27 protein-coding genes are annotated in these 25,647 nt (G+C 50.7%); 8 read left to right on the top strand and 19 right to left on the bottom strand.

What is annotated here, in order from left to right:
- Positions 1–42: 42 nt before the first annotated feature.
- Together EOE65_RS13605 and EOE65_RS13600 are read left to right on the top strand one after the other, a co-directional pair.
- Positions 43–1,428: an MFS transporter gene (locus EOE65_RS13605; RefSeq protein WP_127694866.1), complete on the top strand. Its 1,386-nt coding sequence runs from the start codon at positions 43–45 to the stop codon at positions 1,426–1,428.
- Between the two features lie 371 nt (positions 1,429–1,799).
- Complete coding sequence (locus tag EOE65_RS13600; RefSeq protein ID WP_127694865.1) at positions 1,800–2,246, top strand: hypothetical protein; 447 nt, start codon at positions 1,800–1,802, stop codon at positions 2,244–2,246.
- 4 nt (positions 2,247–2,250) lie between these two features.
- Here EOE65_RS13600 and EOE65_RS13595 read toward each other — a convergent pair whose 3' ends face one another.
- Entirely contained in the window at positions 2,251–3,213 is a 963-nt protein-coding gene (locus EOE65_RS13595) for an RluA family pseudouridine synthase (RefSeq protein WP_127694864.1), read from the bottom strand.
- Positions 3,214–3,365: 152 nt separating this feature from the next.
- On the opposite strand from EOE65_RS13595, the gene EOE65_RS13590 reads away from it, so the two are divergent.
- Positions 3,366–4,364, top strand: a complete 999-nt coding sequence (locus EOE65_RS13590; protein ID WP_127694863.1) for a hypothetical protein — start codon at positions 3,366–3,368, stop codon at positions 4,362–4,364.
- A 5-nt stretch (positions 4,365–4,369) separates the two neighbouring features.
- Here the strand turns inward: EOE65_RS13590 and EOE65_RS13585 are convergent, their stop codons facing one another.
- The 13 genes from EOE65_RS13585 to EOE65_RS13530 form a co-directional block, all read right to left on the bottom strand.
- Positions 4,370–4,783 (bottom strand): GNAT family N-acetyltransferase, encoded by a 414-nt coding sequence (locus tag EOE65_RS13585; protein WP_164847114.1) that lies wholly within the window; start codon positions 4,781–4,783, stop codon positions 4,370–4,372.
- A 152-nt stretch (positions 4,784–4,935) separates the two neighbouring features.
- Positions 4,936–5,070 (bottom strand): hypothetical protein, encoded by a 135-nt coding sequence (locus EOE65_RS18355; RefSeq protein WP_276317524.1) that lies wholly within the window; start codon positions 5,068–5,070, stop codon positions 4,936–4,938.
- A gap of 139 nt (positions 5,071–5,209) precedes the next feature.
- Entirely contained in the window at positions 5,210–6,916 is a 1,707-nt protein-coding gene (locus EOE65_RS13580; RefSeq protein WP_127694861.1) for an ATP-binding SpoIIE family protein phosphatase, read from the bottom strand.
- A 9-nt stretch (positions 6,917–6,925) separates the two neighbouring features.
- Positions 6,926–7,234 (bottom strand): STAS domain-containing protein, encoded by a 309-nt coding sequence (locus EOE65_RS13575; protein ID WP_127694860.1) that lies wholly within the window; start codon positions 7,232–7,234, stop codon positions 6,926–6,928.
- 32 nt (positions 7,235–7,266) lie between these two features.
- Positions 7,267–8,457 carry a methyl-accepting chemotaxis protein gene (locus EOE65_RS13570; protein WP_127694859.1) on the bottom strand — a complete coding sequence of 397 codons (1,191 nt, stop codon included), beginning with the start codon at positions 8,455–8,457 and terminating at the stop codon, positions 7,267–7,269.
- Between the two features lie 48 nt (positions 8,458–8,505).
- The gene (locus EOE65_RS13565) at positions 8,506–9,558 is read right to left on the bottom strand and encodes a protein-glutamate methylesterase/protein-glutamine glutaminase (protein ID WP_127694858.1); all 1,053 of its coding nucleotides are present in this window, start codon (positions 9,556–9,558) and stop codon (positions 8,506–8,508) included.
- Between the two features lie 19 nt (positions 9,559–9,577).
- Positions 9,578–10,207 (bottom strand): chemoreceptor glutamine deamidase CheD, encoded by a 630-nt coding sequence (gene cheD / locus EOE65_RS13560; protein ID WP_206052689.1) that lies wholly within the window; start codon positions 10,205–10,207, stop codon positions 9,578–9,580.
- Between the two features lies 1 nt (position 10,208).
- Complete coding sequence (locus EOE65_RS13555) at positions 10,209–11,054, bottom strand: CheR family methyltransferase (RefSeq protein WP_127694857.1); 846 nt, start codon at positions 11,052–11,054, stop codon at positions 10,209–10,211.
- 29 nt (positions 11,055–11,083) lie between these two features.
- Positions 11,084–13,420 carry a methyl-accepting chemotaxis protein gene (locus EOE65_RS13550; protein WP_127694856.1) on the bottom strand — a complete coding sequence of 779 codons (2,337 nt, stop codon included), beginning with the start codon at positions 13,418–13,420 and terminating at the stop codon, positions 11,084–11,086.
- Between the two features lie 59 nt (positions 13,421–13,479).
- Complete coding sequence (locus EOE65_RS13545; protein ID WP_206052688.1) at positions 13,480–13,971, bottom strand: chemotaxis protein CheW; 492 nt, start codon at positions 13,969–13,971, stop codon at positions 13,480–13,482.
- A complete protein-coding gene (locus EOE65_RS13540) occupies positions 13,968–16,073 on the bottom strand; it encodes a chemotaxis protein CheA (protein ID WP_127694855.1) in 2,106 nt (701 codons plus the stop codon). The genes EOE65_RS13545 and EOE65_RS13540 overlap by 4 nt, the downstream gene beginning before the upstream one ends.
- 4 nt (positions 16,074–16,077) lie before the next feature.
- Positions 16,078–16,440, bottom strand: a complete 363-nt coding sequence (locus EOE65_RS13535) for a response regulator (RefSeq protein ID WP_127694854.1) — start codon at positions 16,438–16,440, stop codon at positions 16,078–16,080.
- A gap of 22 nt (positions 16,441–16,462) precedes the next feature.
- A complete protein-coding gene (locus EOE65_RS13530; protein ID WP_127694853.1) occupies positions 16,463–16,726 on the bottom strand; it encodes an STAS domain-containing protein in 264 nt (87 codons plus the stop codon).
- 447 nt (positions 16,727–17,173) lie between these two features.
- Between EOE65_RS13530 and EOE65_RS13525 the strand changes: the two genes are divergently transcribed.
- Complete coding sequence (locus EOE65_RS13525) at positions 17,174–17,431, top strand: hypothetical protein (RefSeq protein ID WP_127694852.1); 258 nt, start codon at positions 17,174–17,176, stop codon at positions 17,429–17,431.
- 44 nt (positions 17,432–17,475) lie between these two features.
- On the opposite strand, the gene EOE65_RS13520 is transcribed toward EOE65_RS13525, so the two are convergent.
- Genes EOE65_RS13520 through pdxH form a run of 3 tightly spaced genes read right to left on the bottom strand, consistent with a single transcriptional unit; the run spans position 17,476 to position 19,258 of the window.
- The gene (locus tag EOE65_RS13520; protein ID WP_127694851.1) at positions 17,476–17,940 is read right to left on the bottom strand and encodes an FKBP-type peptidyl-prolyl cis-trans isomerase; all 465 of its coding nucleotides are present in this window, start codon (positions 17,938–17,940) and stop codon (positions 17,476–17,478) included.
- Positions 17,941–17,951: 11 nt separating this feature from the next.
- Positions 17,952–18,614 (bottom strand): alpha/beta hydrolase, encoded by a 663-nt coding sequence (locus EOE65_RS13515; RefSeq protein WP_127694850.1) that lies wholly within the window; start codon positions 18,612–18,614, stop codon positions 17,952–17,954.
- Positions 18,611–19,258, bottom strand: coding sequence for a pyridoxamine 5'-phosphate oxidase (pdxH, locus tag EOE65_RS13510; RefSeq protein ID WP_127694849.1), 648 nt, complete (start codon positions 19,256–19,258; stop codon positions 18,611–18,613). The genes EOE65_RS13515 and pdxH overlap by 4 nt, the downstream gene beginning before the upstream one ends.
- A 138-nt stretch (positions 19,259–19,396) precedes the next feature.
- Between pdxH and EOE65_RS13505 the strand changes: the two genes are divergently transcribed.
- The 4 genes from EOE65_RS13505 to EOE65_RS13490 are packed head-to-tail and all read left to right on the top strand — an operon-like array spanning position 19,397 to position 23,973.
- Entirely contained in the window at positions 19,397–20,035 is a 639-nt protein-coding gene (locus EOE65_RS13505) for a paraquat-inducible protein A (protein WP_127694848.1), read from the top strand.
- Positions 20,032–20,658 carry a paraquat-inducible protein A gene (locus EOE65_RS13500; RefSeq protein WP_127694847.1) on the top strand — a complete coding sequence of 209 codons (627 nt, stop codon included), beginning with the start codon at positions 20,032–20,034 and terminating at the stop codon, positions 20,656–20,658. The genes EOE65_RS13505 and EOE65_RS13500 overlap by 4 nt, the downstream gene beginning before the upstream one ends.
- Positions 20,655–23,261, top strand: a complete 2,607-nt coding sequence (locus tag EOE65_RS13495; protein ID WP_127694846.1) for an MlaD family protein — start codon at positions 20,655–20,657, stop codon at positions 23,259–23,261. Before EOE65_RS13500 ends, EOE65_RS13495 begins: the two co-directional genes overlap by 4 nt.
- A 10-nt stretch (positions 23,262–23,271) precedes the next feature.
- On the top strand, positions 23,272–23,973 hold the full coding sequence (locus EOE65_RS13490; RefSeq protein ID WP_127694845.1) for a hypothetical protein: 702 nt from the start codon (positions 23,272–23,274) through the stop codon (positions 23,971–23,973).
- Here EOE65_RS13490 and EOE65_RS13485 read toward each other — a convergent pair.
- Positions 23,970–24,611, bottom strand: a complete 642-nt coding sequence (locus tag EOE65_RS13485) for a DUF2959 domain-containing protein (protein WP_127694844.1) — start codon at positions 24,609–24,611, stop codon at positions 23,970–23,972. The genes EOE65_RS13490 and EOE65_RS13485 overlap by 4 nt on opposite strands.
- A 36-nt stretch (positions 24,612–24,647) precedes the next feature.
- Entirely contained in the window at positions 24,648–25,631 is a 984-nt protein-coding gene (locus EOE65_RS13480; protein ID WP_127694843.1) for a hypothetical protein, read from the bottom strand.
- Positions 25,632–25,647 lie beyond the last annotated feature (16 nt).

The following is a 25,647-nucleotide window of genomic DNA, read 5'->3' as shown; positions in this document are numbered from 1 at the left end:
CTGAGCGCGCCACTGTGGCGCACTTATATCAAGAGGTCCGTCATGCCAGAGCTATTGCAGCCGCTCCGTGATAAGCGCTTTCGCTGGCTTTTTTTCAGCCAGCTTATCTCTCTTACCGGCACTGGGTTGGCAACGGTTGCTTTAGCTTTGCTTGCTTACGAGCTTAGCCCCACCAGTGCTGGTGCGGTACTGGGCACCGCGCTTGCGGTCAAGATGGTGGCCTACCTAACCATTGCACCTGTTGTCGGCAGCTATGCTTCCCTGCTGCCGCGTAAGTATTGGTTGGCGGGGTTGAACTTAGCGCGTGCGGGCGTGGTTGCCTGCCTACCCTTTATCGCTGAGGCGTGGCAACTCTATCTACTGATCTTTCTGCTCAATGCCCTAGCCGCAGGCTACACACCTGTTTACCAAGCGTTACTACCCGATATCCTCCCCGAGGAGCAAAGCTACAATCAGGCATTATCGCTATCGCGCCTCGCCACGGAGATGGAAGCTCTGCTCAGCCCAGCATTAGCGGCGGCACTTCTGCTGCTCCTCCCCTACGACTTGCTATTTACGTTTAACAGTATCGCTTTTGTGATCGCGGCAGCGTTTATCGGCTTAGTTACACTGCCCATTGCGCAAACCACTGAGAGAGGCGGCGGAGTTTGGCACCGTATCAGCTTCGGCGTACATAGCTATCTCAAAACGCCGCGCTTACGGGGTGTCCTTGCGTTGAACTTAGCGCTTTCATTAGCCGGGGCGATGGTGATCGTGAATACGGTTGTGTACGTTCGAGAGGTGCTTGGCCTTAGCGAAGAGGCGGTTCCCCTTTTGATGATGGCGACCGGTGTGGGCTCAATTGCAGCAGCGCTGCTTTTACCTGCGCTGATGCAACGCTTCAATGACCGAAACCTCATGCTGAGCGGCGCGCTACTCTTTCCACTATCGCTGCTTTTAGGGGCCGCACCGCATAGCTATGTGAGCCTGTTTCCACTGTGGGTAGTCATCGGCTTTGCGACCTCTTTAGTCTTAATCCCTACTGGTAAAGTGATCCGAGACTCCTGCCAAGCTGGGGATAGAAACGACTTTTTTGCCGCTAACTTTGCGCTGACGCACGGCATGTGGCTGATTGGCTACCTGCTCGCGGGTCAGCTGGGAGCCCAACTTGGCTTAACTGAAACTTTTGTGATGTTGGCGGCCATGGCAGCAGTGGCGATCTTAATTGCCAGCCAACAGTGGGCAAAGGCTGAGCCTGAAGCGATCTGGCATGAGCATCAAGCACTGGACCATACGCACCCACATATACACGATGCGCACCACCAGCATGCACATGAAGGTTGGGAGGGCCCTGAGCCACATACCCATATGCACCATCATGCGACGGTTAAGCATAAGCACCCTTTCACCATCGACGAGCATCATGTGCATTGGCCAAAAGAGCAATAGCTCCTTTATAAGACTAAAGTTACACACACCTTTTGTGGATAAGCCTGTCGACTACTGCTCTAACAGCGCTACAAAGCCCATAAATAGGCGCTTCGCAAATTTTGATGAATTCCTAAGCAGCGTTAGCAAACCGCTGGTGATACACAACCCCAATCAACAGCACAACATGCGCACCACATCAGTGCTTTATATAAAACAACTGCACCAAAACATCTCTTCATGCCCCAAAATGAAGCACAGATATGGCGCTTACAATAACGGCTCGTTTTAAAAAGCCCACTGTTTAGCGCGACTTACCGCTAGCTGACACGGATTGGTATACCTATTGCTGACTAAAGAGAGATCAAGGCTGCTATCCAGAGATCTCAACGATGCAATCACAAGCAAGGACATCAAGTAGTGAAACGGCCATTCTCATTGGTGGTAACCAAGCAGATAAAAATCATCTTGCGCTGGCACTCGCACCTGCGGGTGTCGAGCTGGTAAACCAACAGGCGCTTGCGAGCAACTTTATGCAAGCGATTCTCGAACAAGACCCTGATCTTCTGTTAATGCTACTACCTGCCTCAGATTGCATGCAGCACCTAGCGTTAGACCAGTTAGCGAGACTGGGGCGAATTAAGGGCTTTCCAACCCTATGCTTTCTGTCGGCCACGCCAACACCAGAATTTGTGCGCCGTATCTGGATTGCCGGAGTCGATGTATGTATCGACTATAACTACCCAGCACATGCACTTAAGGCCGCGGAATTGATGGGGTACATCAATTGTGCCCAGCGCCACTTCTATCAGAGCGAGCTACAACAGCGAAGCTTATAAAGCGCTAAGCCGCCAAATCTAGAGTAAGCTCTACGGCCACCAAGCGATGATATAAGCCACCTAAGCTGGCAAAATCTTGGCGACTTAGCGGCTGCTGTAAGCGCTTGAGATAATACTTACCTTGATGTTGATAAATTTTGTCACCAACAATGGGGTGCCCTAGGGCTGCAAGCTGCGCTCGAATTTGATGCTTGCGGCCGGTCAGCAACTCACACTCGAGGACGCTAGTCTCTGGCCCTCGGCTCGTAACACGAAACTTGCTGCTCGCTAATTTGGGCTTTATATAACCAACCGCTGTTTGGCTCGGCGCAACATAGACTTGACTGCGAATAGGGCTGTGCTCACGTGTAGCCAAATAGTTATCGGCCTGAATGGCATTCCAACTAGGCACACCTGATACTTCCGCGCGATATAGTTTACGGATCATCAGTTGCCCTAAACGCGGCTTCCAATAGCGGTCAGCCTCCGCATCCTTTGCCACCAGCAAAATGCCAGCCGTTTCAGTATCTAACCGATGGAGCAACCGAGCATCATAGTAAGGCGTCTGACGGCGGATCATAGAAATAAGGGTATTGAAAAGGTTGCGCGTAGTGCGGCTCACCGGCAAGAGGGGCGGCTTGAACACAGCCATGAGCTGGTCATTTTCCCAAAGTAGCTCCCAGCGGGTATCCACAGGTTCCTCTTGATGGCTGGGTAGCTCGATACAGAGTTGCGCCCCCTCTAGAAGTACTGTCGGCATCGTGCAAGGCTCGCCGTTAACGGTAATGCAACCTGCAGCACACAATTGAGGAGCTTGAGCTAATAAATTAGAGAAACGCTGCGCAATAAGAGTTTCAACCGTCGTTTTAGTCTGAAGTGGCCATGCTGTGAGGATAAAAGGCTGCTCACAACTTAGCAGAGCCGGCCGACTATACAAGCGCTCGGGGATACGTATCGTTACTGCGCAGCTGCGCTCAGCTCGGGTCATAGGTTGCACCTTGTGAGTGATCTTTTTGTCATGTCAGCGCACTAAACTTATACCGGGCTATAACATGTCTTCTGTGCTTAATTATCTAGCATTCAGCTATCCCTTGTTAAGATTGGCGCCTCTTTGTCGCAGATTGCTATCAGGAAAGACTCATGGAACCTATATTGCAGACCATTTTCACCGCATTTTCCGGGCTACCGAACGCGATGGAGCAATATAGCCGTTATCTCGATCTTGCCCTGCTTGCTCTGTGTGCAGTGCTATTTTTGCGCGGTGTTACGCTAGCGCGCTGGATCACCTATCGGGCATCTCAACTCACACTGACGCTGCTGTTGCTGGCAGCGATGAGCGTTACACTTTGGCTGGTTGTTAACTTATTTGGCAAAGATACCGTTTCACTGGCACTGAACGGCGCCTCCTCATTCTTAATCGTGCTGCTCTCCTTCCTCTGTTTTCGCCAGCTACCCGGCTTTCTCCTCACAATGAAAGCGCTGACAGTGCTAACCATCAGTATATTCTTGGCGCTGCCTGTTGCTCTTCAAGTTGGTCTCAAATTCTCTGACGCTAACGCGTTAGACTATCGAGTAGCAGGAGCAGGGCTGGCTGCCGTCACGTTATTGCTGGTGGGGTTGTTTTATAAGTTGGGTCGGCTCGCAGCCGGACTCGTGGTTGGCTTAATCGCCAGCACAGGCGGGCTATTCTTTGCCGAGCGCTTAGGGCTGATGCCTATTGATCTGAGCCATGGCGATAGCTTTTTAAGCTACTATCGTTTGGGGGATCTATGGCCTAGCAATGTATTTAGCGCACTATTGTCTGGCGACGTTTCGGCAGCCGCCGCCCAAACGCCTATGTCCGGTATCGGGCTGGTGCACCTCGTGGCCATACTCGGCGCGGTGGTGTCTGCGGTAATCCAGTTTCCCCAAGAGCGCAATAGCATGAACACGTTTGTCAGCAAGCACTATTATCGTGACTATCCGCAAGGGGCATTTGGCCGATTCCTCTTCGAACTGGGGCAGGTTTTCACCTTTGAGCCATCCGCAGCGAAGCAACAAACCAAGAAAAAGCCTTCAGAGGCTGGCGATGCCGACACCGAAAATCACTCCGCGAAAAACCAAGCGGATCAAGCAACTGAAGCGACCCCAGCTACCTAAGTACGCTAGCTACCCATATAGCGCATTAGAGCGACTTTTTGCCCGTCGCGATTATATCGCTGCAGCAACGGCATCAGATGAGGCGTTGCTGCCACCTCAGCAAACCCAGCGCGTTGATAGAAGCTAACTAAGTGCTGATACGGAAAGGTGTAGCATTGAGCTAAATGTCCGCCGTCTGATAACTGCCGTAGCAAAGCACTGCCAATTCCCTGATGTTGAACATCAGCTGTCACCCAAACGCCACGCAAAATACGTTCATTAGCTTGGAGAACGATACGCGCCGCTGCACAGATCACTTCGTTATCATCAACTAAAACCCAGTTTTCATCGCGTGTCGAAGCCTTGCCTTTATAACCGGCTTGCTTGTAAAAGCGCTGTAATGCAGGAAAGTCAGGTGGGAGAACTCTTTTAAGGTGCATAGTCATGCGGCGATATTAGAGTCGACAAACTCACAGTTCAAGAGACTCGACGGCCTCTTAAACCGCCTGCCCTCTTGCTCAACTACCTTATCGAGGAGGCAATAAAAAAGCCCGCTATTTAAGCGAGCTTTTCATATGCTTATGGCTAGGGCTTACTTTTCTACTTTATCTTCGTTCATCAAAGAACGTACTTTAAAGAATGCCCATACCATTACACCCGCCATACCAGCTACACCTAACAGGCTTGGCCACAGAGTTTCAAAAACATAGGGATCCATACCAAACATAACCGCCACCTTCGTGAATTTCTTATCAACTTGGGTTCAGATTACACCGCTCCCGGAGCGTTAGAATTGATATGGCTCAATACTAATATGCCTGCCACCCGATCAAAATTTGAACTATTGATCTAGCGCAATTTTACGCTTAAGACCGCCAAACAAACTCAGCTTCAGCGCAGCGGCCATCGTCGTAATAATGAAGAGATTCACACAACTCCCGAATGAGAGTGATACCGCGTCCGGAGAGCTTCGGCTGAGCATCTTCGTTACTATTTGGCTCTTTCGACAGCCACTCATCGAAGGGGAAACCTTCGCCACTGTCCTGAATGAAGATAGACAAACGTCCACCATCAAACTCTTTAATATGCGTTAACTGCAACTCAATGTAGGAGTCGGGACTTATTGCATTGAGCCGCTGCTCCCGCTCAGAGAAGTACTCTGCAAAACCCTCTGGGCTGGCCTTCATCTCCGATGATAGCTGCAAAACACCATGATCCAACGAGTTAACATAAAGTTCCGTTAAGATCGTAAATACATCATGCCAGTGGTCGCTCGGCCCCTCTATCTCTTGTAGGTGACTCATACCGATGGCAACGGGATTGAGCCGTTTGAGGTTGCTGCCATGCAAGCGAATGCGCCACTCCCAACGCGCGCCCTCTTCGATCGTTTCACCCGGTGCTTGCACAGCACCGGCAACCGGAGCCTCTTCTAAATCCAGATGCGCTGGCACCTCAATCAACGAAATATCATCTTCCTGCACGTGACCACGCGAAAACAGCTCCACAGCGCGGGTCACACGCTTAATAAGCTGCTCTTCTTTACATCCCTGCTTAGCTGCCCAGAGCAGCCGCTTTTCGCCGAAATAATCACCCTCAAGATTCCGCGCTTCAAGGACACCATCACTCACCATTAGAATTCTCGATTGCGCATCTAATGTCACACGCTTCACGATCAACTGATCCAAACGAAGCGTGATACCCAAAGGAGGATCCGAAGACTCGATGCGTAACACCACATCGCCCTCAGGTGACAGCACCAAAATATCAGGCATCCCGCCATTCCAAAACGAACAGTAACCATCTTGAGAAATGGTGACGAAAGCTGCCGCGAGAAACATCCCAGTTGGCAGCAACGTACTAAGCTTGCTGTTAATTTGCTTAAGGATATCCTCCGCCTCATACCCCTTAGCGGTCATGGCTCGGAAGGTCTCCGCTAAGGGAATTGCGCCAACAGCAGAGGTGAGGCCGTGGCCAGTAAAATCACCTAACAGGACATTTAAGTCCCCATTAGGGCGGCGCGCTGTTAGCTGCACATCACCACTAAAAGTAGAAGCCGGCTGTTTGTGCAGCTTAACTTGGTCAAGGCACACATTGCCCTGTTCAACAGCACCACTAAACAACTGCTCTGCCACTTCCTCTTCGCGATTGCGGATACTATTGAGTTCGCGTATTTCACCGTACAGCTTGCTGATACGCTGAATTGCATAGATCTTTTGCTTTAAGATCTCCGTCGAAAACGGGCGACAAATAAAATCATCCCCACCTGCACTAATGCTTTTACGAATCACCGCCTCGTGTTCGGAGCTGCTTACCATAATGATAGGCACGAAGCGGTCACCGGCTTCCTCTTTGATGCGACGGGTGGCCTCAATACCATCGACTCCCGGCATCACAATATCCATCAAAATAACATCGGGGCGGTGCTGGCGGTAAAGCTCAATGGCTTGCTCACCGCTATCTGCTAGCAGTATTTGAGCATCAGGCCCCTCGAGCATGGCAGCCATTGAGTTCCGGTTTGCCGCTAAATCATCAACGATGAGAATGGTGCTTATTTTGGTGGACAGCTCACTCACAGGACACTCCTACGCTTCAATCGTTACGAAGCGGTCGAAGTTGGCGATCTTAAGAATTTTCGCAACAGAGGGATGAGGTTTAGCAATCACAACTTTACTTCCTTGCCCATCTGCATGCTCCTTCAGCAGCAGCACCATACCTAGGGCGGAACTATCCATATATGAGGCTTGGCTTAAGTCGAGTTTATACGTCACGCCACTCTGCTTGACGTCTTTGTAGCTGTCACGAAACGGCTGATGCAAGCTGTAGTCAAACCGGTCGGAAATACTGATATTCACATGGCGTTTATCATCGGAAACTGAAGCACTAATAGGCATAGTTATCTCCTGCAGTAGGTAGTAATAACGGGTTAAAACAGCTCAACTTCACCCTCTTCCATATCCACTTGAGACACGGTTCGCGCTCGGTTCCGCTCGGCACCCTGCTCACGTAAACGGCGGCAGGTGATTAAGATCTCCTCAAGTTGCGCACTGGTTTCTTTTGGATCGATAAACTGAATCGCCCGCAAACCATTAGAGATCTCTTGCAAAGAGTTAATATTATGATGAAGCGACTGCAAAGCTTGGGAGGAGATATCTTCAAACTGCAACGAGCGTGTCGCATCGCCCACCGCTACTTCCATCTGCTGACCGACTTGGCTGATACTCTCGACGCGTTCAGCGATAAAGGTATTCATGCTGCCAACATTGACCAGCATCTTTCCGACCCGCTCTTTTGTCTCGATCGTTTCAGAAATATCAGAGGATGCCATTTTACCAACCGACTCACGCAACAAGCTGATGGAGCCATTCGCGCTGGTAATTTTATCGCGGATTTGGCTATTCAACTCTGCTGAACTGATCGACAACGAACGAACTTCGTCGGCAACAACGGCAAAGCCTCGACCTGCTTCACCAGCACGGGCCGCTTCAATACTCGCATTCAGTGCTAAGAGGTTGGTCTGAGATGCCAACCCTTCAACGCTTTCGATCAGACTGAAGATCTCAGTGAGTTGGTTAACCATGTCGTCAATTTGATGAACTGTTTCCAAGCTATTTCGGCTGACGATGACCATCATATCGACGAACTGGTCGAGCACCTCTCCGGCATCGTTCAAGAAGTCCTGCATGTTTAAACCATCATCGCCGTTATCGCTAGTTTTATTGATGATTTCAAACACACAGTTGCCCTGCTCAGAGGAGAGCTGATTCATCTGATGGAAACACGACCCCATGGTCTGCACAGCATCCTTGATCAAATGATCTACACGATCCACCTCTTGGTTAATGATGCGTGCTTCAAACTCAAGTGTTTCGCGCACTTCATCGAGAGCAGGTTTAATCGAACCACCATCAACATGGCCAATTCTCGTTTGCTCAACCGACTCGGGCGCGCCCTCAGTGGCAGCGCTTCCAGACTGACTTTGCAGCAGCGCACCCACTAAACCGATGATAAGTCCGGCCTCAGCAACCCAGCGCAAAACTAGCGAGCCAAGTATCTCCCCGAGCACTAAAACAGCAGCTGCAGCAACGGCTAAAAAGACACCCCATTTATTACTCATTATCTCTTCCTTTCTGATTTTGCCGCGTGTTAAAAGGTGGCGCTTATATCAGCGTAGCCGCTGTAACAAAGAACGTGGAATTTTATTTAGCGAAGCGACCTCATCCGCAGCACCCAGTTTGACCGCAGACCCAGGCATTCCCCATACCAGGCTACTCTCTTCATCTTGCGCAATGGTATAAGCTCCTGACTGCTTCAAACGCAACATAGCCGCTGCACCGTCACTCCCCATCCCGGTGAGCATGACAGCTAGTACTTTGGGCACTTTCGCTGCAACTACCGAATCAAACAACGCTTCAACCGAGGGCTTGTGGCGGTTAACAGGCTCATCGTCTGTCACTTGGCACTTAAGTGCTGCACCGTGGCGGCTGATACGCAACTGAAAGCCACCCGGCGCAATATAAACCGTGCCACGCTGCAACGTTTGTCCATGTTGAGCTTCCACCACACTCAGTGGAATTTTCTCATTCAGGCGCTTAGCAAATCGTTCGCTAAATGTAGCCGGAATATGCTGAGCAACGACAATCGGTGGCATCTGATCTGGCAGATGCATCAAAAGATCACTTAGCGCTTCGGTTCCACCTGTAGATGAACCGATAACAATGAGCTCTTTTCCTTCACCAGCGCTGGGAGGGGCCGTGTTCGCTTGCGGTGCAACAGGCACAGACAATTGCGGAGCACGTTTTACAAGGCGCGACTTCAGAGCACCCGCGGCTGCTACTTTATCGTTAAGGGTTTGGGCAAACTCTCCCACCATACCAGCCGCACCTAGCTGCGGTTTCTGAATAAAGTCGATAGCGCCTAGTTCAAGCGCTTTGAGTGTTTCGTCTGCACCTTTCGCCGTCAGAGTGGACAACATAACCACCGGCAGTGGATGCAAACGCATTAAGTTTTTCAAAAAAGTGATGCCGTCCATCTTTGGCATCTCAATATCAAGCGTGACAACATCGGGGGCGAGAGCCTTAATTTTATCTCTCGCTTCATAGGGTTCCGCTGCTGTGCCAACGACCGTGAGCCGAGGGTCAGATGAAATAACTTCTGACAAGACTTTACGAATCAACGCCGAGTCATCGACAACGAGAACCTTTAAAACTTGCCCCATACACGAACCCCTTTAACCATCAAAACAACTCAACTTCACCACCCACAGCACCGGTATCGATACGCTGCTGGTACTGCCCTTCCGCTGCCAGTAGTTTACTGTTGTGCAACGTCGCAAGTTTCTTCACTAACATTCGGCCTTCCATCGGAAGGTAAGCAACATTTCTAGGGTTATCACCGCCTAAATCGGATGAAACAATACGAAACCCTTCCATGCGCAAATAATCGGTAACAAACTTTGCATTGAGCGCGCCGATATCGGACATCCCCTGCATCATATTGCCACCGCCAGTCACTTTTATTTCTAGGCGCTCACGCACGCCACCAAACTTCATCACTTCGTTGATCAACTGCTCCATCGCATATGCGCCATAGCGAGAAGACTCCGACAAAGCTCCGCCCGTATCCGAGTCCGGTAAGATGAAGTGATTCATCCCGCCAACACCGGCAACCGGATCCCGTACGCAAGCCGCCACACATGAGCCCAATACAGTCGTGATCGCTTCAGCGCTACGAGTGACATAAAACTCGCCCGGCTTAATTTTCACAGCAAAGCAGTTACACTTGCGAAACCAGTAGCGATGGTAATGCTCAAAGCCTATCAGTGAGGGCGCCGGCTCCATGCCAGCAGGTCTTGCAATCGAGCTCATCTCAATACACCTTACGGTAAACCGTTTGGCCAATTAGCTTAAAACGGTCTGTCAAACGAAATGGCGACTCCGAATGCCCAACAAAAAGAATTCCACCAGGTTTTAGGACTTCAGCAAACTTATCCAACAGCATCTGCTGAGTTTCTTTGTCGAAATAGATCATCACATTGCGGCAGAAAATCACATCCAAAGGCCCCTTAAAGGGTAGCGCCTCCATTAGGTTCAACTGCTTAAACGTGATGAGCTGCTGCAGTTCAGGAGCAACTTTGACATTACCCTCTTGCGCGCCTTTGCCACGGCGAAAAAAACGCCGCTTAAGCTGCGCTGGTATACTCTCGATGCGCTCAATGCCATAAATACCATTGGCGCCCGTCTGCAGCACTTTGGTGTCGATATCTGTGGCAAGGATCTGAATATCCCAATGCTGTGTCTCGACAGGCGCCGACATACAACTGATAGCAATGCTATAGGGCTCCTCGCCCATCGAGCAGCCAGCAGACCAGATGCGCAAGCGCCGACTTGCGGCGACCTCAGCAGACGCAATGATCTCCCGCTGGAGATACTCAAAGTGATGATTCTCGCGAAAAAAGGAGGTCAAATTCGTGGTGAGCGCATTAATAAACATACCAAACTCATCATCATGCTGAGTCAGATATGCGAAGTACTCATCAAAGCTGTTTAACCCGAGCTCCCGTAAGCGACGAACTAAGCGGTTATAGGTCATGTCTTTTTTATGATCAGACAACGTGATACCCGCATGTGCGTACAGCTCTTTGCGCACTCGTTCAAAGTCTTTCTGTGTAAATATAAACTCTCGTTCAGTCGCTTGAGGACTCGTTACCGCCATTGTAGGTACAGCTCCCTTGTATTTTAGATCTAGAACTCTTCCCACTCATCATCACTAGAGGCCGCTGCCATAATCGGCGCGCTCGCAGCCGGTGCAGCTGCGCGTTGTACTGGCGCCGGTGCACTTGTCATCGCAGGCGCAGCGGGCTGAACCGGGGCGGTTTGCGCCGCCATTGAGCCCGCTAAATCAACTTTGAAAACATTGACCAAACGCTGCAACTGCTGTGCTTGCTCTTCCATTGACTCTGATGCCGCTGCCACTTGCTCAACCAACGCAGCGTTCTGCTGGGTACCCTCGTCCATCGCTGTAACCGCGATATTCACCTGCTCGATACCACTGGCTTGTTCGCGGCTCGCCACTGCAATTTCATTGATGATCGATGAAACCTGCTCAACGCCACCCATGATCTCGTTCAAAGCACGGCCAGACTCATCAACGTAGCGGCTACCCTCTTCAACTTTCTCAACGCTATCACTGATCAGCTCTTTGATCTCTTTCGCAGCGCTGGCACTGCGCTGAGCCAAGTTGCGAACCTCTGCAGCCACCACAGCGAAACCACGGCCTTGCTCACCCGCACGCGCCGCCTCTACGGCTGCGTTCAGTGCCAACAAGTTCGTTTGGAAAGCGATCTCGTCAATCACGCCAATGATCTCGGCAATTTTCTTCGAAGATTGGCTGATGTCACCCATTGAGCTCACCACCTTACCGGCAATCTCGCTACCATCATCAGCTAAGACTTTAGCGCGCTCAGCAAGGCGACTAGCCTCCTGCGCATTCTCAGCATTTTGCTTAACCGTACTGGTCATCTCTTCCATGCTGGCCGCGGTTTCTTGCAAGCTTGCAGCTTGGCTTTCGGTGCGTTGGCTCAGCGTTGAGTTACCGTGTGCGATTTCAGAAGCACCTGTAGTAATCGATGAGCCTGCACCACGAATATCACCCACCAAGGTCTGCAACTTCGCCATTGAGTTATTAAGGGCATCATTTAGCTCCGCAAACTCACCAGAAAAATTGCCCTGCATCTGCTGCGTTAGGTCACCATCGGCAAGCCCAGAAAGCACGCGTTTTGTCTCGCGCACCGGCTCAACAACCGCATCCAGCATCTCATTAACACCCGTCGCGATTGTACGCATAAAGCCGCTGTAAACATCAGCATCTAGGCGCTGGCTCAAATCACCTGAAGAGGCACCATGGATCAACTTCGCCACAGCATCTTCTGCTTGAAGCTGGTCAGTTACATCCGCCCATTCGACCACGGTACCCAAACGCTGGCCATCGTCAGTGAAGACAGGGTTTGCTACCAGATCAAAGCTGCGCACCCCCACCTTAATTCGGCCACGGTAGGTATCGCGCAGCGCATCCAACATGCGCTCTTGATGGGATGGGTCTTTATGGAAAATATCGATACTTTTGCCAACTAAATTACGTGCATCGAAGTCAGGCAAGTCTTTGCGGATATCCTCTTGTGCCGTGCTTAGCATCTCGACCACTGCATCATTCACATAGATGATGTTCCGATTACTATCTGCCATCATCACGTTGGATGTTACGCAATCTAGGGCCTGCTTGATGCGTGTCGCTTCTTGGGCAACCTGCTTAGAGTTGTTAACGTCAAAGCCTAGTTTGATCGCCATTGACTTCGTCGCGCGGCTCAAGTCACCGAGTTCACCCTCTTCATCTACATCGATCTCGGCAAAATAGTCGCCCTCTGAGACCTGCTTCAGTTTATTGAGTGAGCGCTTGAGCGGCGTTTTCACTTGTTCTTTAACCGTAGAAATCGCACCAAAGTACATCAAGACAAACGCAAGCAGCGGGCCGATGGCCGCAAGGCTTGGCATACCGGCAGCAAACAAACCACCACTGACAACGAGCATTAAAACAAGTCCAATCGCTGCCCACTGCATAAGCTTGCTGTCTAGCGTTTGTGTTTTCAGCTGTTTCGGCGAGGGCAACACAACATCTTTGTTGCGCAGCTTGGCATAAAGCGTTTCAGCTGCCTGAATTTCAAGGTCTGTTGGCGCCGTGCGCACCGACATATATTCAACCACCTGACCGTTACTAAAGATCGGGGTCGCATTCGCTTTCACCCAGTAAAAATCGCCGTTTTTACAGCGGTTTTTTACTAGCTTGCACCAAGGGCGGCCTAGTTGCAGCGTATCCCAAAGATCAGCAAACGCCTCCGGGGGCATATCAGGGTGGCGGACAACGTTATGGTTTTTGCCAAGTAGCTCCTCTTCGGAGAAGCCACTAATCTCAACGAAAGCCGGATTCACATAAGTAATCGTTCCCTTAAGGTCAGTTTTGGTGACTAACTCCTGTCCGGGTGTCAGTTTTCGCTCGCGATCCGTGACTGGCATATTGATCTTCATAAATCAGCTCCTTAACAGCCTTTCATTGGACGTTGCCATCCCACATCTAATCTTTGTTGTTACTCAGACCCGCTCTCATCAAGAGCTAAGTCACCAGAATTAAGCAGATAATCCAAATTCAACAGAATGATCATCTTCTCATCGAGGGTTGCTAACCCTTCGATAAAGTCAGGTTCCACACCCGCACCCATCAATGGCGCAGGACTCATTTCATCGTTTGAAATCGCATAGGTTTCCGCCACAGCATCCACCACGAGACCAATACTGCGCTGTCGATCGCCCGAATTGACCCAAACAACGACGATAACCGTGGTTTGATCGTAGGCGCGCGCGCCAAAACCAAACCGCAAGCGCAGATCGATAACGGGGATAATCGCGCCACGCAAATTGAGCACACCTTTCATGTAATCAGGTGCATTTGGAATACGAGTCACTGCGGACCAGCCACGAATCTCTTGGACACGCAGAATATCAACGGCGTACTCTTCCTCAGCCAAGATGAAAGTCAGCACTTGGCGGCTATCCACTAACATATCAGCAACATCCGTCATGCCAGCGCCTCCTCTTCAACCTGGAGCTGCTCATTTTTTCTGTGCAGCTCGTGTTTAGTCGTTGGCTCCAAGCCGATTTTTATTAGGCCAGCCACATCAAGAATCAGTGCAACATCACCATCGCCAAGAATCGTCGCACCAGAGATACCATCAACTCGCTTGTAATTCGTTTCCAAGCTTTTAATCACGACCTGTTGTTGGCCTTGCAGGTCATCAACAATCAGGCCCACTTTCATGCCACCGCCTTCAACAACAACCATCAAACTCGTGGAAGCCGTCGCTGCACTGGAGGCCACATCAAACACGCGGCGCAGATGAATAATCGGGATATACTCGTCACGGAAACGGAACAGACGTCCCTCTCCCGCAATACCTTGTAATTCGGAGTCAGCCACTTGAATCGATTCGACGACAGATACCAGCGGTACGATATAAACCTCATCGTTTATCTGCACGAGCTGACCATCGAGGATGGCTAATGTAAGCGGCAAACTAACCGTGAATGTAGAGCCTTTACCTGTCTCCGATTGAACCGAGACATGCCCACCCAAAGATTCGATATTTTTACGTACCACGTCCATGCCAACACCACGGCCAGAGAGATCACTGACCTCAGCTGCCGTCGAAAAGCCGGCTCGGAAGATAAGTTCATGGATTTCTGATTCAGCTAATGGCTGGTCTGGCGAAATCAGTCCATTCTCTAGCGCTTTTTCACGAATGCGCTCGGTATTCAAGCCACGGCCATCGTCTTTAATTTCGATAACAATATAGCCACCTTGGTGGTAGGCATTGAGGTGTACGATACCGGTTTCATCTTTGCCCGCAGCAAGACGTTCTTCAGGGGGTTCCAAACCATGATCAAGCGAGTTACGAACCAGATGCACAAGCGGGTCGCCGATCTTCTCCATCACAGTTTTGTCTAGCTCGGTTTGCTCACCCGATAGCTTCAACTCAACCTGTTTGTTTAGCTTGGCGCTCACATCATGCACCATGCGTGGAAAGCGATTGAACACAAAACTGATGGGCAGCATACGAATCCGCATGACCTCTTCCTGCAGGTCACGGGTATTGCGCTCGAGTTGCACTAAACCTTCATGTAAACGCTCTACTGCTGGCAGATCTTGCTCAGCAAGCTCACTACCTGCCTGACTTAGCATGGATTGAGTAATAACGAGCTCACCCACACGGTTGATCAACCCATCAATTTTGTCGATACCTACACGAATCGAGCCTGCCTCTTGGGAGGCCTTACGCGCTGCGGGCTTAGCCGCAGTTTTCGGCGTTTCTTGAGTCGTAGGTGCTGGAGTTTCTGCAGCCGTGGGTTGTTCTACTGGGGTGTCAACTTGAGGAGCGGGTTCCTCCGCTGGGGCACTTTCTACGGCAGTGTCCATGAGTGGCGTGATAGTGAGTTCACAATCATCTTCAACCCACTCAAATACTTCGCGTACATCCGCCTCACTGCAATCGCTAAATAATTGAACCTGCCAAGCAAGGTGAAGCTCTTCTGGATTCAGTTCAGAGAACTCAGGTAACTTATCTTCTAAAACACTAAGCTCGGTATCCCCTAACTCAGCGAGCGCCGACATCATCAGGATTGGCTCATTACCTGTCATCAGAAGATGGGGCTCTGGGACAAAGTGTATCAGCCAACCTTTTTGCTGCTGTGCGCCGGTATCAGCAGGGTGTGCCTGAGGTGTATCTGTAGCAGGCGCTGGGGCGCCCCCTTCTAATTCAGCGACCAACTCTTGATGGACCGTACCAATTTGGTCGCTCTCGCACTCGACGCCATCACGCGCAGCCTCCAGCAACATACGAATACAATCGACCGACTGCAGCAACAATGACTGCAACGACGGAGTGAAGGCTCGATCACCGCCGCGCACCTCGTCCAGCAATGTTTCAACAACATGCGTGAACTCAGTAATGTGCCCAAAACCAAAGGTACCAGCTCCCCCTTTAATGGAGTGGGCAGCACGAAAAATCGCGTTGATCTGCTCACTATCATTCGCATCTAGATTCAGGAGCCCAGACTCCATCACTTCCAACCCTTCGAAGCTCTCCTCTAGAAAGGTAGGAATGAATTGTGAGAGATCAATACTCATAGGCTTATCGCACCACGCGCTTCATTGTCGCCAACAAGGTATCAGGGTTGAACGGTTTAACTAACCATCCCGTTGCACCGGCCGCCTTACCTTTCTGTTTCATCTCCGGAGAGCTTTCCGTCGTTAACATCAAGATCGGTGTGAATTTGAAAGCAGGCAATTTACGCAGCTCACTACACAGCGTGATGCCATCCATAATGGGCATATTGACATCACTCAGCACCAAGTCACATTTCGTCCCCTTGGCTTTGGTCAACGCCTCTTGTCCATTACCAGCTTCAACAACATCGTATCCCTGTTGCTTGAGGGTAAATGTCACCATGTTGCGCAGGGATGCAGAATCGTCGACAACCAATACTGTCGCCATGTGAAATCTCCAATTTAAATATCTACTCAGGAAGTCCTAATACTTCCACCATTCCAATCCAACGAGCACTTTGAAAAAGAGCATCCGATGAACCCTGCCATTGAATATCACCACCCTGTTGCTGAGCGGCTTTTTTAACGGCAGCTAAAAGCTGGATTCCTGCGGTATCAACACGTTGTAGGCGGGAAAGATCCATCTCAAGCTGCGGCCCATTGTTAAGGGCTTCAGCAAACTGCTCCTTCATCTCTGCGGCTTCGATGATGGTTAAGTGTTCTGGCAAGTTCATTTGGCTACTTCTCCCTTATGTGCATCGTAGCTTCTAAAAGATAGTTCACTTTCCAATGCTCTACCTGTAAATCGGCAAATTTACCCCTTTCTTTTGTACTTCTTTTGTACCAATTCAGCATCAGCTAAGCAGTTACCCAAGAGGAACTTTCAAAAACCAACTAATAACAATCAAAAATCAATAAAGAAAACTAAAAACCACGAAAAGCTATAAGCAACAGTTTTAAAATAATAAAAAACTCTAAGAGAGCCTGCATAAATACTGCTTAAAAAACAAACACTTACACACCTGAAAGCCGCCACTCAAAATTATCCCAAAACCCCAAAAAAACACTTAATAATCAAAAACTTAAAGACGTTAGAAATGGAGGATATTTTTGCCAAAGATCATTTTTTTATTTAGAATAATCTTAAATCGAAAATAAATAATCATTAGGGATTTAAGACAATGCAAGAAAGGGAAATAAAATTACTTTTCAACGCAGGCGTATTTGAATCATGTGAAGCCACGCCGATTGCGATGTCACGCGGCTGGACGTTGAAATTTATCGCGAAGGACGGAAACATCATCACGCTAGACTTGCAGCGCAGTAAGAAGGAGCGGGAGTTTAAAAGTCTGGATGGTGCTGCGGCCGTGGCCAAGCGCATCGGTTTCGAGTGGCTAAATGTGCATTTAGGGGAGCTAGAGTGGCGCGAGAAGGTGTAGCCGGCACCAGCCCAAAGGCTGATGCCGCTATCATCGATGCGGAGCTAGATTAAGCTGCCGGCTTTAATTTCGTCTGCAGTTGCCGTACGGACCTCGAGAAGGTCCACCTCAAAGGTGAGGGTTTCACCGGCATAAGGGTGATTAGCATCGACCGTAACGACGTCGTCCGCAATCTCTACTACAGAGACCAGCTCCTCGACGCCTTGTTCGTTAGTCATATGGCACATAAAGCCAACAGCAAGCTCTGGAACATTGGCAAATAACTGGCGCTCCACATCGAAGACATTCTCTTCGTCACGCTCGCCATAAGCTTGTTCAGGGGCCAATGTGACACGGACCTGCTCACCAGCTTCGTGGCCCTCAAGAGCGGCTTCAAGGCCTGGCACGATATTATTATGCCCATGCAGATAAGGGATCGGATCACCGCCCTTAGTACCATCAATGACCTCACCTTCACCGCTGACTAGCGCATAGTGGAAGGTAACAACCCGATCTTTCTCAATTTTCATTTCAAACCTCTTTACTTCATCATCTGCAACTGCAGCCACTGACCCAACGTTTCCAGAGACACTAACGACACTTCGTGAGCCATAGGGTAAACGTGCCACTGCGGCGCGTAGCCATGAGTGTTTAGTTGCTGCTTAGCCGCTTCACCCATCGCAATTGAAACCACATCATCATATTCCCCGTGCAGCGTTAAAATGGGTAACGCTGTTGGCGCAACCGGCGCAACCTCATCAAGTGAACGCGGTAAATAGGTCGACATCGCAACGATACCACCCAGCGCTTGTGGATAAGTTAACCCTGCCTCGTAAGCAACCGCGCCCCCTTGGGAGAATCCAACTAGAAAGATGCGCTGAGCAGCGATGCCCTGCTCAATGTAATCATCAATCAACCGCTGGACCTGCGCCACCGACTGCTGCAACTGTTGAGCGTTAATCTCGCGGCCACCAGCCTCCATGCTCAGAATGTCGTACCAAGAGCGCATCTCAAAGCCACCGTTGATCGTCACAGGACGCACCGGAGCATTCGGAAACATAAAGCGAATTTTAAGCGACTCAGGCAATGATAAGTAAGGAATTGCAGGCGGGAAATCAGATCCATCTGCTCCTAAGCCGTGCATCCAGATCACGACACTGTCAAAGTCGGCCGCTGTATCAACGATGATTGGCATATCGCTCATGGCTGCAATCTCGTCAACGTCCAACCATCAGCGGTTAACGTGTAGCAGAATCGGTCGTGTAGACGGTTCTCACGTCCCTGCCAAAACTCAAAGCGTTGCGGCACGAGACGATATCCCCCCCAGCGCTCTGGGCGCTCTACCTGATCGCCGCAGCGTTGTGATAAAGCTTCCACTCGTGCTTCCAGCTCTTCGCGGCTATCTACCGGCGCACTCTGATGGGAGATCGCCGCACTGAGCTGGCTACCCAATGGACGCGCATGGAAATAGGCTTCACCCTTGGCAGGATCGAGTTTCTCCACACGCCCTTGGATACGAATCTGGCGCTCCAACCCATACCAGTAGAACATCAGCTCCGCTTGCGGGTTTTCAGCTAGCTCCTTCCCCTTGTTACTTTCGTAGTCGGTATACCAGGCAAAACCGTCTGCATCGAAGTGCTTTAACAAAACGATACGCGCCGACGGCATCCCGGTTTTACTGGCCGTTGCTAACGTCATGGAGGAGGCATCATCCGGACGCGCTTGGCATGCTATGTCGAACCATGTCGAGAACTGCTCAACAGGATCTGCTGCCATATCGCTTCGCATTAATCCCTCGGCCACATATTCGCGCCGTAGCTGTGTTAAATCACCTGATTTTTCGGACATATTTCTACTCCTCTGAAGTTAGCTGTACTATAGCGAAAAGCCTCTTCTGAAACACGGTTAATACACGGCTTTCTGCTAGGCTTAGTGCTTCACGGCACGCTTCTCATACGGATTGCTGAAAGGAACTGATCTCAACCGATGCCACCTCGCTCCGAAACTCGACATGCCCACCGTTTCTGGGCTTGCCCTGAATGCGACTACCTCATGCATCAGCGAGCAGTCCCCGATAAGCAGGAAGCCAACTGCCCACGCTGCGGCTACACGCTGGTGGCACGTCATCATCGCTCAGTCGAGCGCACGTTAGCGTTGGCAATTACCGGGCTTATCTTATTCTTTCCTGCCAACTTATTTCCGATTCTCTCGCTGCAAGCGCTAGGTCTGGCACAACAAGAGACGATCTTTAGTTCGGTGGTGGCACTCTACGATAGCCGCTTGTATGCCGTATCTGCGCTCGTTTTGATGACAGCGATTATTGTGCCGTTTATCAAAATGCTTTTGATGGTTTATCTCAGCGCCAGTCTGATGTTTCATCGGCGTAGCCGCGGGCTCTCTTGGGCGATGCGCAGTTACCAGCAACTCGATAGCTGGGGGATGTTAGAGATCTACCTTCTTGGTGTTTTTGTATCGATGATTAAACTTGTCGATATTGCCGAGGTCACACCGGGGATTGGTTTATACAGCATGGCGGCGCTTATCTTGACGACGCTCATTACCTCAACACAGTTGGACCAGCACCGTTTTTGGCGGCGCATTGAGCAGTTGGAGCGCGCCCGATGAGCCATAGCGCACTTAAACAAGGTTTGTTGTGCTGTACACAGTGCCACAAAACGTTACCACACAGTTACGACGGGCGGCCCTGTCCGCGTTGCGGCACTAAGGTCCACCAGCGGCGTCCGCACTCGATCACCTATTCGTGGGCACTGCTGATCAGCGCGGCATTTGCTCTTATTCCAGCTTATATGCTGCCGATCATGACGCTCAAATCATTAGGGCAGGGCGCACCTTCCACCATTATTGGCGGCGTTATTGATCTTATCGAGTACGATATGCTGGGAATCGCCTTTGTGGTGCTCACCGCATCGGTCATTATTCCGCTGATTAAAGTGGTGGGGATGGTGATTTTATTGTTAACCGTGCAGCGAGGTGTTGTCACCAACCTGCACCAGAAAATGCTAATGTACCGGTTTGTCGAATGGATCGGCCGCTGGTCTATGCTGGACATCTTTGTTGTGGCGATTTTGGCCGCCATTGTGCAGCTCGGTAACCTCGCTTCCATCAATGGTGAAGTGGGTGCCACTGCATTCGGAGCCGCCGTGATTTTAACAATGTTATCCGCCACGGTGTTCGATACGCGCCTTATTTGGGATAAGCACTTACAACAGCTCGAGGAGTCGCAATGAGCGATAACGATCCTATCATCCGCCGCCGACGTATGCCCTCTGCGGTATGGCTCCTGCCGCTCATCGCCGCCATTATCGCAGGCTGGCTGGTCTACAAAAACTACACGGACCGTGGCATTAAGATTGAAGTCCTATTTGACTCTGCCGCAGGCCTTGAGGCCAACAAGACGAAAGTGCTTTACCGTGGTTTACCGGCAGGTGTCGTTAAAAAGCTCGAAATTGACGAAAACTTACGCCAAGTTCGCGCATTTATCGAGATGGCACCGCAAGCGGATGACTCGCTCACCGACAAAGCTAAGTTCTGGCTTGTTAAGCCACAAGTGTCATTATCGGGTGTGCGCGGGCTCGAGACGCTCCTCTCTGGCCACTATATCGGCTTTCAACCTGGCCTTGGTGGCAACTCGACACGCGAGTTCACGGCGCTAAATCAGCAGCCGCCGCCGATTAAAGATGCGGAGGGCCTCTATCTGACTCTCACCGCCGACAGCGCCCGCTCGGTGTATCAGGGTGCGAATGTGTTTTATCGCGACATCTCTGTCGGCGAGGTGCTCAGCCATTCGCTCAGTAAAGATGGCAAAGAGGTGCTTATCGAGGTCTATATTGAGCCACGCTATACCCACCTTATCCGCGAAAATACGCGCTTTTGGAACGCTGGCGGCATCAAGGTCAAAGCTGACTTGCCTAAGATCGATATCGAGGTCGGCTCTCTCGCCTCTTTAATTGCAGGGGGTATCCACTTCTCAACACCACAAACAGACTCGCCAGCCGCGCAAAGTGGAGCACTGTTTACGCTCTTTGGTGACTTTGAAGATGCGCAAGATGGCATTGAGATCACCCTACGCTTTCCAGGCGCTACGGAGCTAACAGAGGGTGCGAAAGTGCAAAGCCGTGGCGTACAGGTGGGCCGCGTGACACGCGTTGCGCTAACTGACGACTTCAAACACCTCGACGCCACGCTGCTGATCGACCCAAGAGCGCAGCATATGCTGCGCAGCGGTAGCCGCTTCTGGCTACAAAAACCCGATCTATCACTGGATAATTTAAAACTCAGCGCCTTGCTGCGTGGCAGCTATATCGAACTAGACGCGGGCCAAGGCGAGCCACAACGCCAGTTTACGGCACTGACGATTCCACCCGCCAAGCGCCAGCTATCGATGGGAGCCTCTATCGAGCTACACACCAAGCAGCTAGGCTCTATTACGCAGGGTTCGCCATTACTTTATCGTCAGCTTCCGGTTGGGGAGGTGATCAGCTATGAGCTGGCTACCGCTGGCGATTACGTGGTGATTCACGCCGTTATCGAGCAACGCTATGCGCATTTATTGTCGAGTAATAGCCGCTTTTGGAACGCCAGTGGTATACGTTTGTCGGCAAACATAGACGAAATCAAATTGCGTACAGAATCCACGAGCGCGTTGTTACAGGGCGGGATCGCGTTCTTTAACCCGACGCAAAAACGCACTCCGGTTAGTAAAGATAAAATCTACTCTCTGTTTGAAGACTATCAAGCTGCAACAGAAAATGGCCGCTTAGCCGATGCAAATCGCGCACAAACACTGCGCTTTCGCCTTCATACAGAATCTGTAGGGTCACTCACATCAGGCGCACCTATCCTCTATAAACAGGTCCCGGTTGGGCAGGTGCTGGAAACCGTTTTGGATAAGAATGGTCGCAGCTTAACGATTTTTGCCGAGGTCGAAGCGAAATATCGCCACCTTGTCCACGAGGGTAGCCGCTTTTGGGATGTCAGCGGCATCAATGCTCAAGTCAGCCTGAAGGAAACGCGTATTCGTACCGAATCACTCAAATCACTGCTACGCGGCGGTATCGCCTTCGAAAACCCGCAACAAGGTGCGAAGGTCAAAGCCAACCACTTATTTACACTCTATCCCGACCACGAAAGCAGCGTACAGCAGCCACTCGCGATCCGTGTCACCTTCCCAACGGGTAAAAACTTGCAGCCTTTGGCCGATATCCGTTATCGAGGGCAAAACGTGGGTAAAGTCAGGACAGTGCGCGTTGTCAACGAAGGAAAGGCCATCGAGGCTGATATCGATCTCTATCGTGACGGACACTTCCTAGCACGCGAGGGTAGCGATTTCTGGATTGTTGAGCCTGTCATTCGTCTGAGTAGCATCGAAAACCCCGAAGGCGTCATCCTCGGTAACTATGTCGAAGCACGCAAAGGCGATGGCGCCGCGAAGGTTCAATTCACTGGCCTGCGTGAGACGCCTCCGTTTCAAGATCGCAATGGGTTAAATGTTGTTGTGCGTGCAGCTCAGCTAGGGTCTTTGGTAAAAGGCTCCCCCGTGTTTTATCGCCAAGTCCCTGTTGGATCGGTTGTCGGGTATGACCTACACCCAACTGAGCCTTGGGTAGAAATTTTCCTCAATATTGCGCCTGAATATGCCAATTTCGTAAAAAAACAGAGCGAGTTTGCCAATATCAGCGGTTTGCGGGTGGATTTCTCCTTACTGGGTGGGCTAGATATCCAAACTGAAAGCCTTGAAACACTGGTAGGTGGCGGTTTGAGCTTTACCTCGCCCACCAACGGGACACCAGCACAATCAGGCGATACGTTTACGGTTACATCAAACCGATAGCGAGGTCAGGATGTTAAGAAGCTTATGTATCGTATTGCTAGTTTCATCCTTAGCGCTCCTCTGTGGGTGTACCGCAGGCACCGTGCCATCGTTTAACCTGAAAAAATTGGCCAAGTCTGATATCGATATGGTCATCGACCGACACATCAGCGAAACTAACCGTCTTGCTGCGCAATTGATGGTCAAACTCTATAAGCGCAACCCCCGCGAGCTGCGCAAAGGCCCACCGGGAATGACAGTCGCGAAGCGTCTTAAACTACTCTTCAACACGCCTTACACGGTCAACTTCAATGAGCTGAACGGGGCCTACGGCAACCGCGCAATTCCGTTAGCATTTGATCCAAACTTCAAGGGTGATCGCGTGTTTGCCTTGATGGCGGGTATCGCGGGCATGCTCCATACGGCCTACAACCATCAAACGGAGTACTTTATGTTTGATGATCTCGACCAGCAGAAGATCTACCACTGTGCTCGCAACCTTGAATCAATAGCCTGGCAGCTTAATAGCCGCCGCGCGGACAATGGTGAGTTATTTATTCTGGCGAACAGTATTGACGCACAAAGTGGGCTATCTAACTTCAGCTTTGAGCGCCTCTTCGGCAAGATGATTGCCATTCAAGATGTGCTGGCGCAGATCATCTCTGATAAAAATGATCGCGCCATCAATAAGGTGGTACACGGCGTCGCTTCCACCGTGTTGTTGCCGATTTAACGTTTCTTATCCATCGACGCGATAAATGCGTCTGATTCACGGATAGAGCGCTGCATATCACGCATTAGGCGATCAATGTTCTGACGGATGTTAGCAAACTCACCCTTCAGCGCGCCGACCGCTTGCGCATTTAGGTTGTGCTTGAGGTAAAGCACGTTATCGTTCAACGCTAAAAGCACTGGTTGCATGCGCTTTTCAGCCTGCTTCATGGTCGCGATCAAACTCTGATAGCGAGCTTTCGTATCACGTAGTTGGCGGGCGCTCTGTACACGTAACCGATCACTCTGATACTGCAGCAGCTCTTCATCCCACTCTTCAAATAGCGCCTCAGCGACACTTTCAACACTGCGGATACGGTCAGATACACGCTCTGCAGCGTCATAGCTATCATCATACTCAGCTTGCAGACGCTCATAGAGCTGGTCTAACTCACCGCCATCAAACTGCACAACAGCGCGGTACTGTTCGAGCGCATCGCGAAACTCCTCTTGCGCTTCACCTTGAGCATCACGTGTTTCTTCCACACGATCCACCAAAATATCGCGCTTATGGACACCAACTTGCTCCATCGCCGAGTAGTAAGCGCTTTGGCAGCCGGTTAAGGCAACCAGCAGCGTTGCTGCAAATAATTTCTTCATCTTTATTACCTCACTGCTTAGCGTGCAGATGCCGCTCTATAGCGGGTTGTTGATCTGGATTTTACTAATTTTGTGGTTTTCATTGAGCATAAGCGTGATATCTGCTCGGTTTGGCATCTCATCCAGCATCGTGCGCGTTAAGCGCTCGTAGTGTTGGATAAAACGCTCAATCTCTTGCTCGTTCATGATGCGCAGATGATCAGTCGGCTGCTGAGTGTCAAAGATATATTTTACCCGCTCCGCCAGCTTCTTCTCTTGTAACGAGCGCCATTCAAATACAGCCTCCATACTCGGAACTTTCAGCATCACCAAAGTATCGATCATGCCAAAGAGCTGTTGGTAGCGCCCGGCTAACTGCTCGTTCACGTATTGTCGCCATTCGCCGCTGGCGTCTTCATTTCGTTCCAGCGTATTGATCGGCACATCAAGCGCACCCTGTGTCTGCGCCATCGCGCCCACACACCAACCTTCAAAGACAATCACATCCGCAGGCCCTACCCACTCCTGCCACACAGCGGTCTGACAACGGTCGTCAGTTGATTTATCAAAAACAGGAATTTTGGTCGGCTGCTCGGCATCACCTTTGATGAGGGAGTGGATAATATCGATGCCCAGCTGAACATCATGCGTACCCGGCACGCCACGTGTCATGAGCAATGGGTGAACCGCTTCAGACAGTTTTTCACGCTGCGCCCGCGTTTTGTACAGATCATCCAAAGAAAAGCCCACAACGCGTTGCCCAAACCCCTCGCTGAGGATCACTTCGATCAGGTTAAACAGCGTTGATTTGCCCGCGCCCTGAGCACCATTTATGCCTACCACCAGCGGCCCATCTTGCTGTAAACGTCGCTGATATAACCATGCTCCGAGTGGCACATAGATCGACTCAAACATCTCTTTGAGCCCAATATCTACTTTGAGGGAAGCTAGCGCAGACGCGAACGCCTCCTCCACCTTATCCACAGCTTGCTTGCGCGCTTCATAGCTCAAACACAACTGCTCTTTTGGCCACAATGACATGGGTGTGACATCCTCC

The sequence above is a fragment of the Neptunomonas marina genome (genome assembly GCF_004005935.1).
Taxonomy (GTDB): domain Bacteria; phylum Pseudomonadota; class Gammaproteobacteria; order Pseudomonadales; family Balneatricaceae; genus Neptunomonas; species Neptunomonas marina.
The sequence above is the reverse complement of the archived record's forward strand: the minus strand, read 5'-3'. Positions and strand labels throughout refer to the sequence as shown.

Excerpts from the sequence above, each read along its gene's own strand:
- EOE65_RS13505 (WP_127694848.1), top strand. The coding sequence starts at position 19,397 with ATGCCACCTCGCTCCGAAACTCGACATGCCCACCGTTTCTGGGCTTGC.
- EOE65_RS18355 (WP_276317524.1), bottom strand. The coding sequence starts at position 5,070 with ATGTTTGGTATGGATCCCTATGTTTTTGAAACTCTGTGGCCAAGCCTG.
- EOE65_RS13485 (WP_127694844.1), bottom strand. The coding sequence starts at position 24,611 with ATGAAGAAATTATTTGCAGCAACGCTGCTGGTTGCCTTAACCGGCTGC.
- EOE65_RS13495 (WP_127694846.1), top strand. The coding sequence starts at position 20,655 with ATGAGCGATAACGATCCTATCATCCGCCGCCGACGTATGCCCTCTGCG.
- EOE65_RS13555 (WP_127694857.1), bottom strand. The coding sequence starts at position 11,054 with ATGGCGGTAACGAGTCCTCAAGCGACTGAACGAGAGTTTATATTTACA.
- EOE65_RS13600 (WP_127694865.1), top strand. The coding sequence starts at position 1,800 with ATGCAATCACAAGCAAGGACATCAAGTAGTGAAACGGCCATTCTCATT.
- cheD (WP_206052689.1), bottom strand. The coding sequence starts at position 10,207 with ATGAGCTCGATTGCAAGACCTGCTGGCATGGAGCCGGCGCCCTCACTG.
- EOE65_RS13590 (WP_127694863.1), top strand. The coding sequence starts at position 3,366 with ATGGAACCTATATTGCAGACCATTTTCACCGCATTTTCCGGGCTACCG.
- pdxH (WP_127694849.1), bottom strand. The coding sequence starts at position 19,258 with ATGTCCGAAAAATCAGGTGATTTAACACAGCTACGGCGCGAATATGTG.
- EOE65_RS13490 (WP_127694845.1), top strand. The coding sequence starts at position 23,272 with ATGTTAAGAAGCTTATGTATCGTATTGCTAGTTTCATCCTTAGCGCTC.
- EOE65_RS13535 (WP_127694854.1), bottom strand. The coding sequence starts at position 16,440 with ATGGCGACAGTATTGGTTGTCGACGATTCTGCATCCCTGCGCAACATG.
- EOE65_RS13515 (WP_127694850.1), bottom strand. The coding sequence starts at position 18,614 with ATGAGCGATATGCCAATCATCGTTGATACAGCGGCCGACTTTGACAGT.
- EOE65_RS13530 (WP_127694853.1), bottom strand. The coding sequence starts at position 16,726 with ATGAACTTGCCAGAACACTTAACCATCATCGAAGCCGCAGAGATGAAG.
- EOE65_RS13550 (WP_127694856.1), bottom strand. The coding sequence starts at position 13,420 with ATGAAGATCAATATGCCAGTCACGGATCGCGAGCGAAAACTGACACCC.
- EOE65_RS13605 (WP_127694866.1), top strand. The coding sequence starts at position 43 with ATGCCAGAGCTATTGCAGCCGCTCCGTGATAAGCGCTTTCGCTGGCTT.
- EOE65_RS13595 (WP_127694864.1), bottom strand. The coding sequence starts at position 3,213 with ATGACCCGAGCTGAGCGCAGCTGCGCAGTAACGATACGTATCCCCGAG.
- EOE65_RS13540 (WP_127694855.1), bottom strand. The coding sequence starts at position 16,073 with ATGAGTATTGATCTCTCACAATTCATTCCTACCTTTCTAGAGGAGAGC.
- EOE65_RS13545 (WP_206052688.1), bottom strand. The coding sequence starts at position 13,971 with ATGACGGATGTTGCTGATATGTTAGTGGATAGCCGCCAAGTGCTGACT.
- EOE65_RS13565 (WP_127694858.1), bottom strand. The coding sequence starts at position 9,558 with ATGGGGCAAGTTTTAAAGGTTCTCGTTGTCGATGACTCGGCGTTGATT.
- EOE65_RS13500 (WP_127694847.1), top strand. The coding sequence starts at position 20,032 with ATGAGCCATAGCGCACTTAAACAAGGTTTGTTGTGCTGTACACAGTGC.
- EOE65_RS13520 (WP_127694851.1), bottom strand. The coding sequence starts at position 17,940 with ATGAAAATTGAGAAAGATCGGGTTGTTACCTTCCACTATGCGCTAGTC.
- EOE65_RS13480 (WP_127694843.1), bottom strand. The coding sequence starts at position 25,631 with ATGTCATTGTGGCCAAAAGAGCAGTTGTGTTTGAGCTATGAAGCGCGC.
- EOE65_RS13570 (WP_127694859.1), bottom strand. The coding sequence starts at position 8,457 with ATGAGTAATAAATGGGGTGTCTTTTTAGCCGTTGCTGCAGCTGCTGTT.
- EOE65_RS13525 (WP_127694852.1), top strand. The coding sequence starts at position 17,174 with ATGCAAGAAAGGGAAATAAAATTACTTTTCAACGCAGGCGTATTTGAA.
- EOE65_RS13575 (WP_127694860.1), bottom strand. The coding sequence starts at position 7,234 with ATGCCTATTAGTGCTTCAGTTTCCGATGATAAACGCCATGTGAATATC.
- EOE65_RS13585 (WP_164847114.1), bottom strand. The coding sequence starts at position 4,783 with ATGCACCTTAAAAGAGTTCTCCCACCTGACTTTCCTGCATTACAGCGC.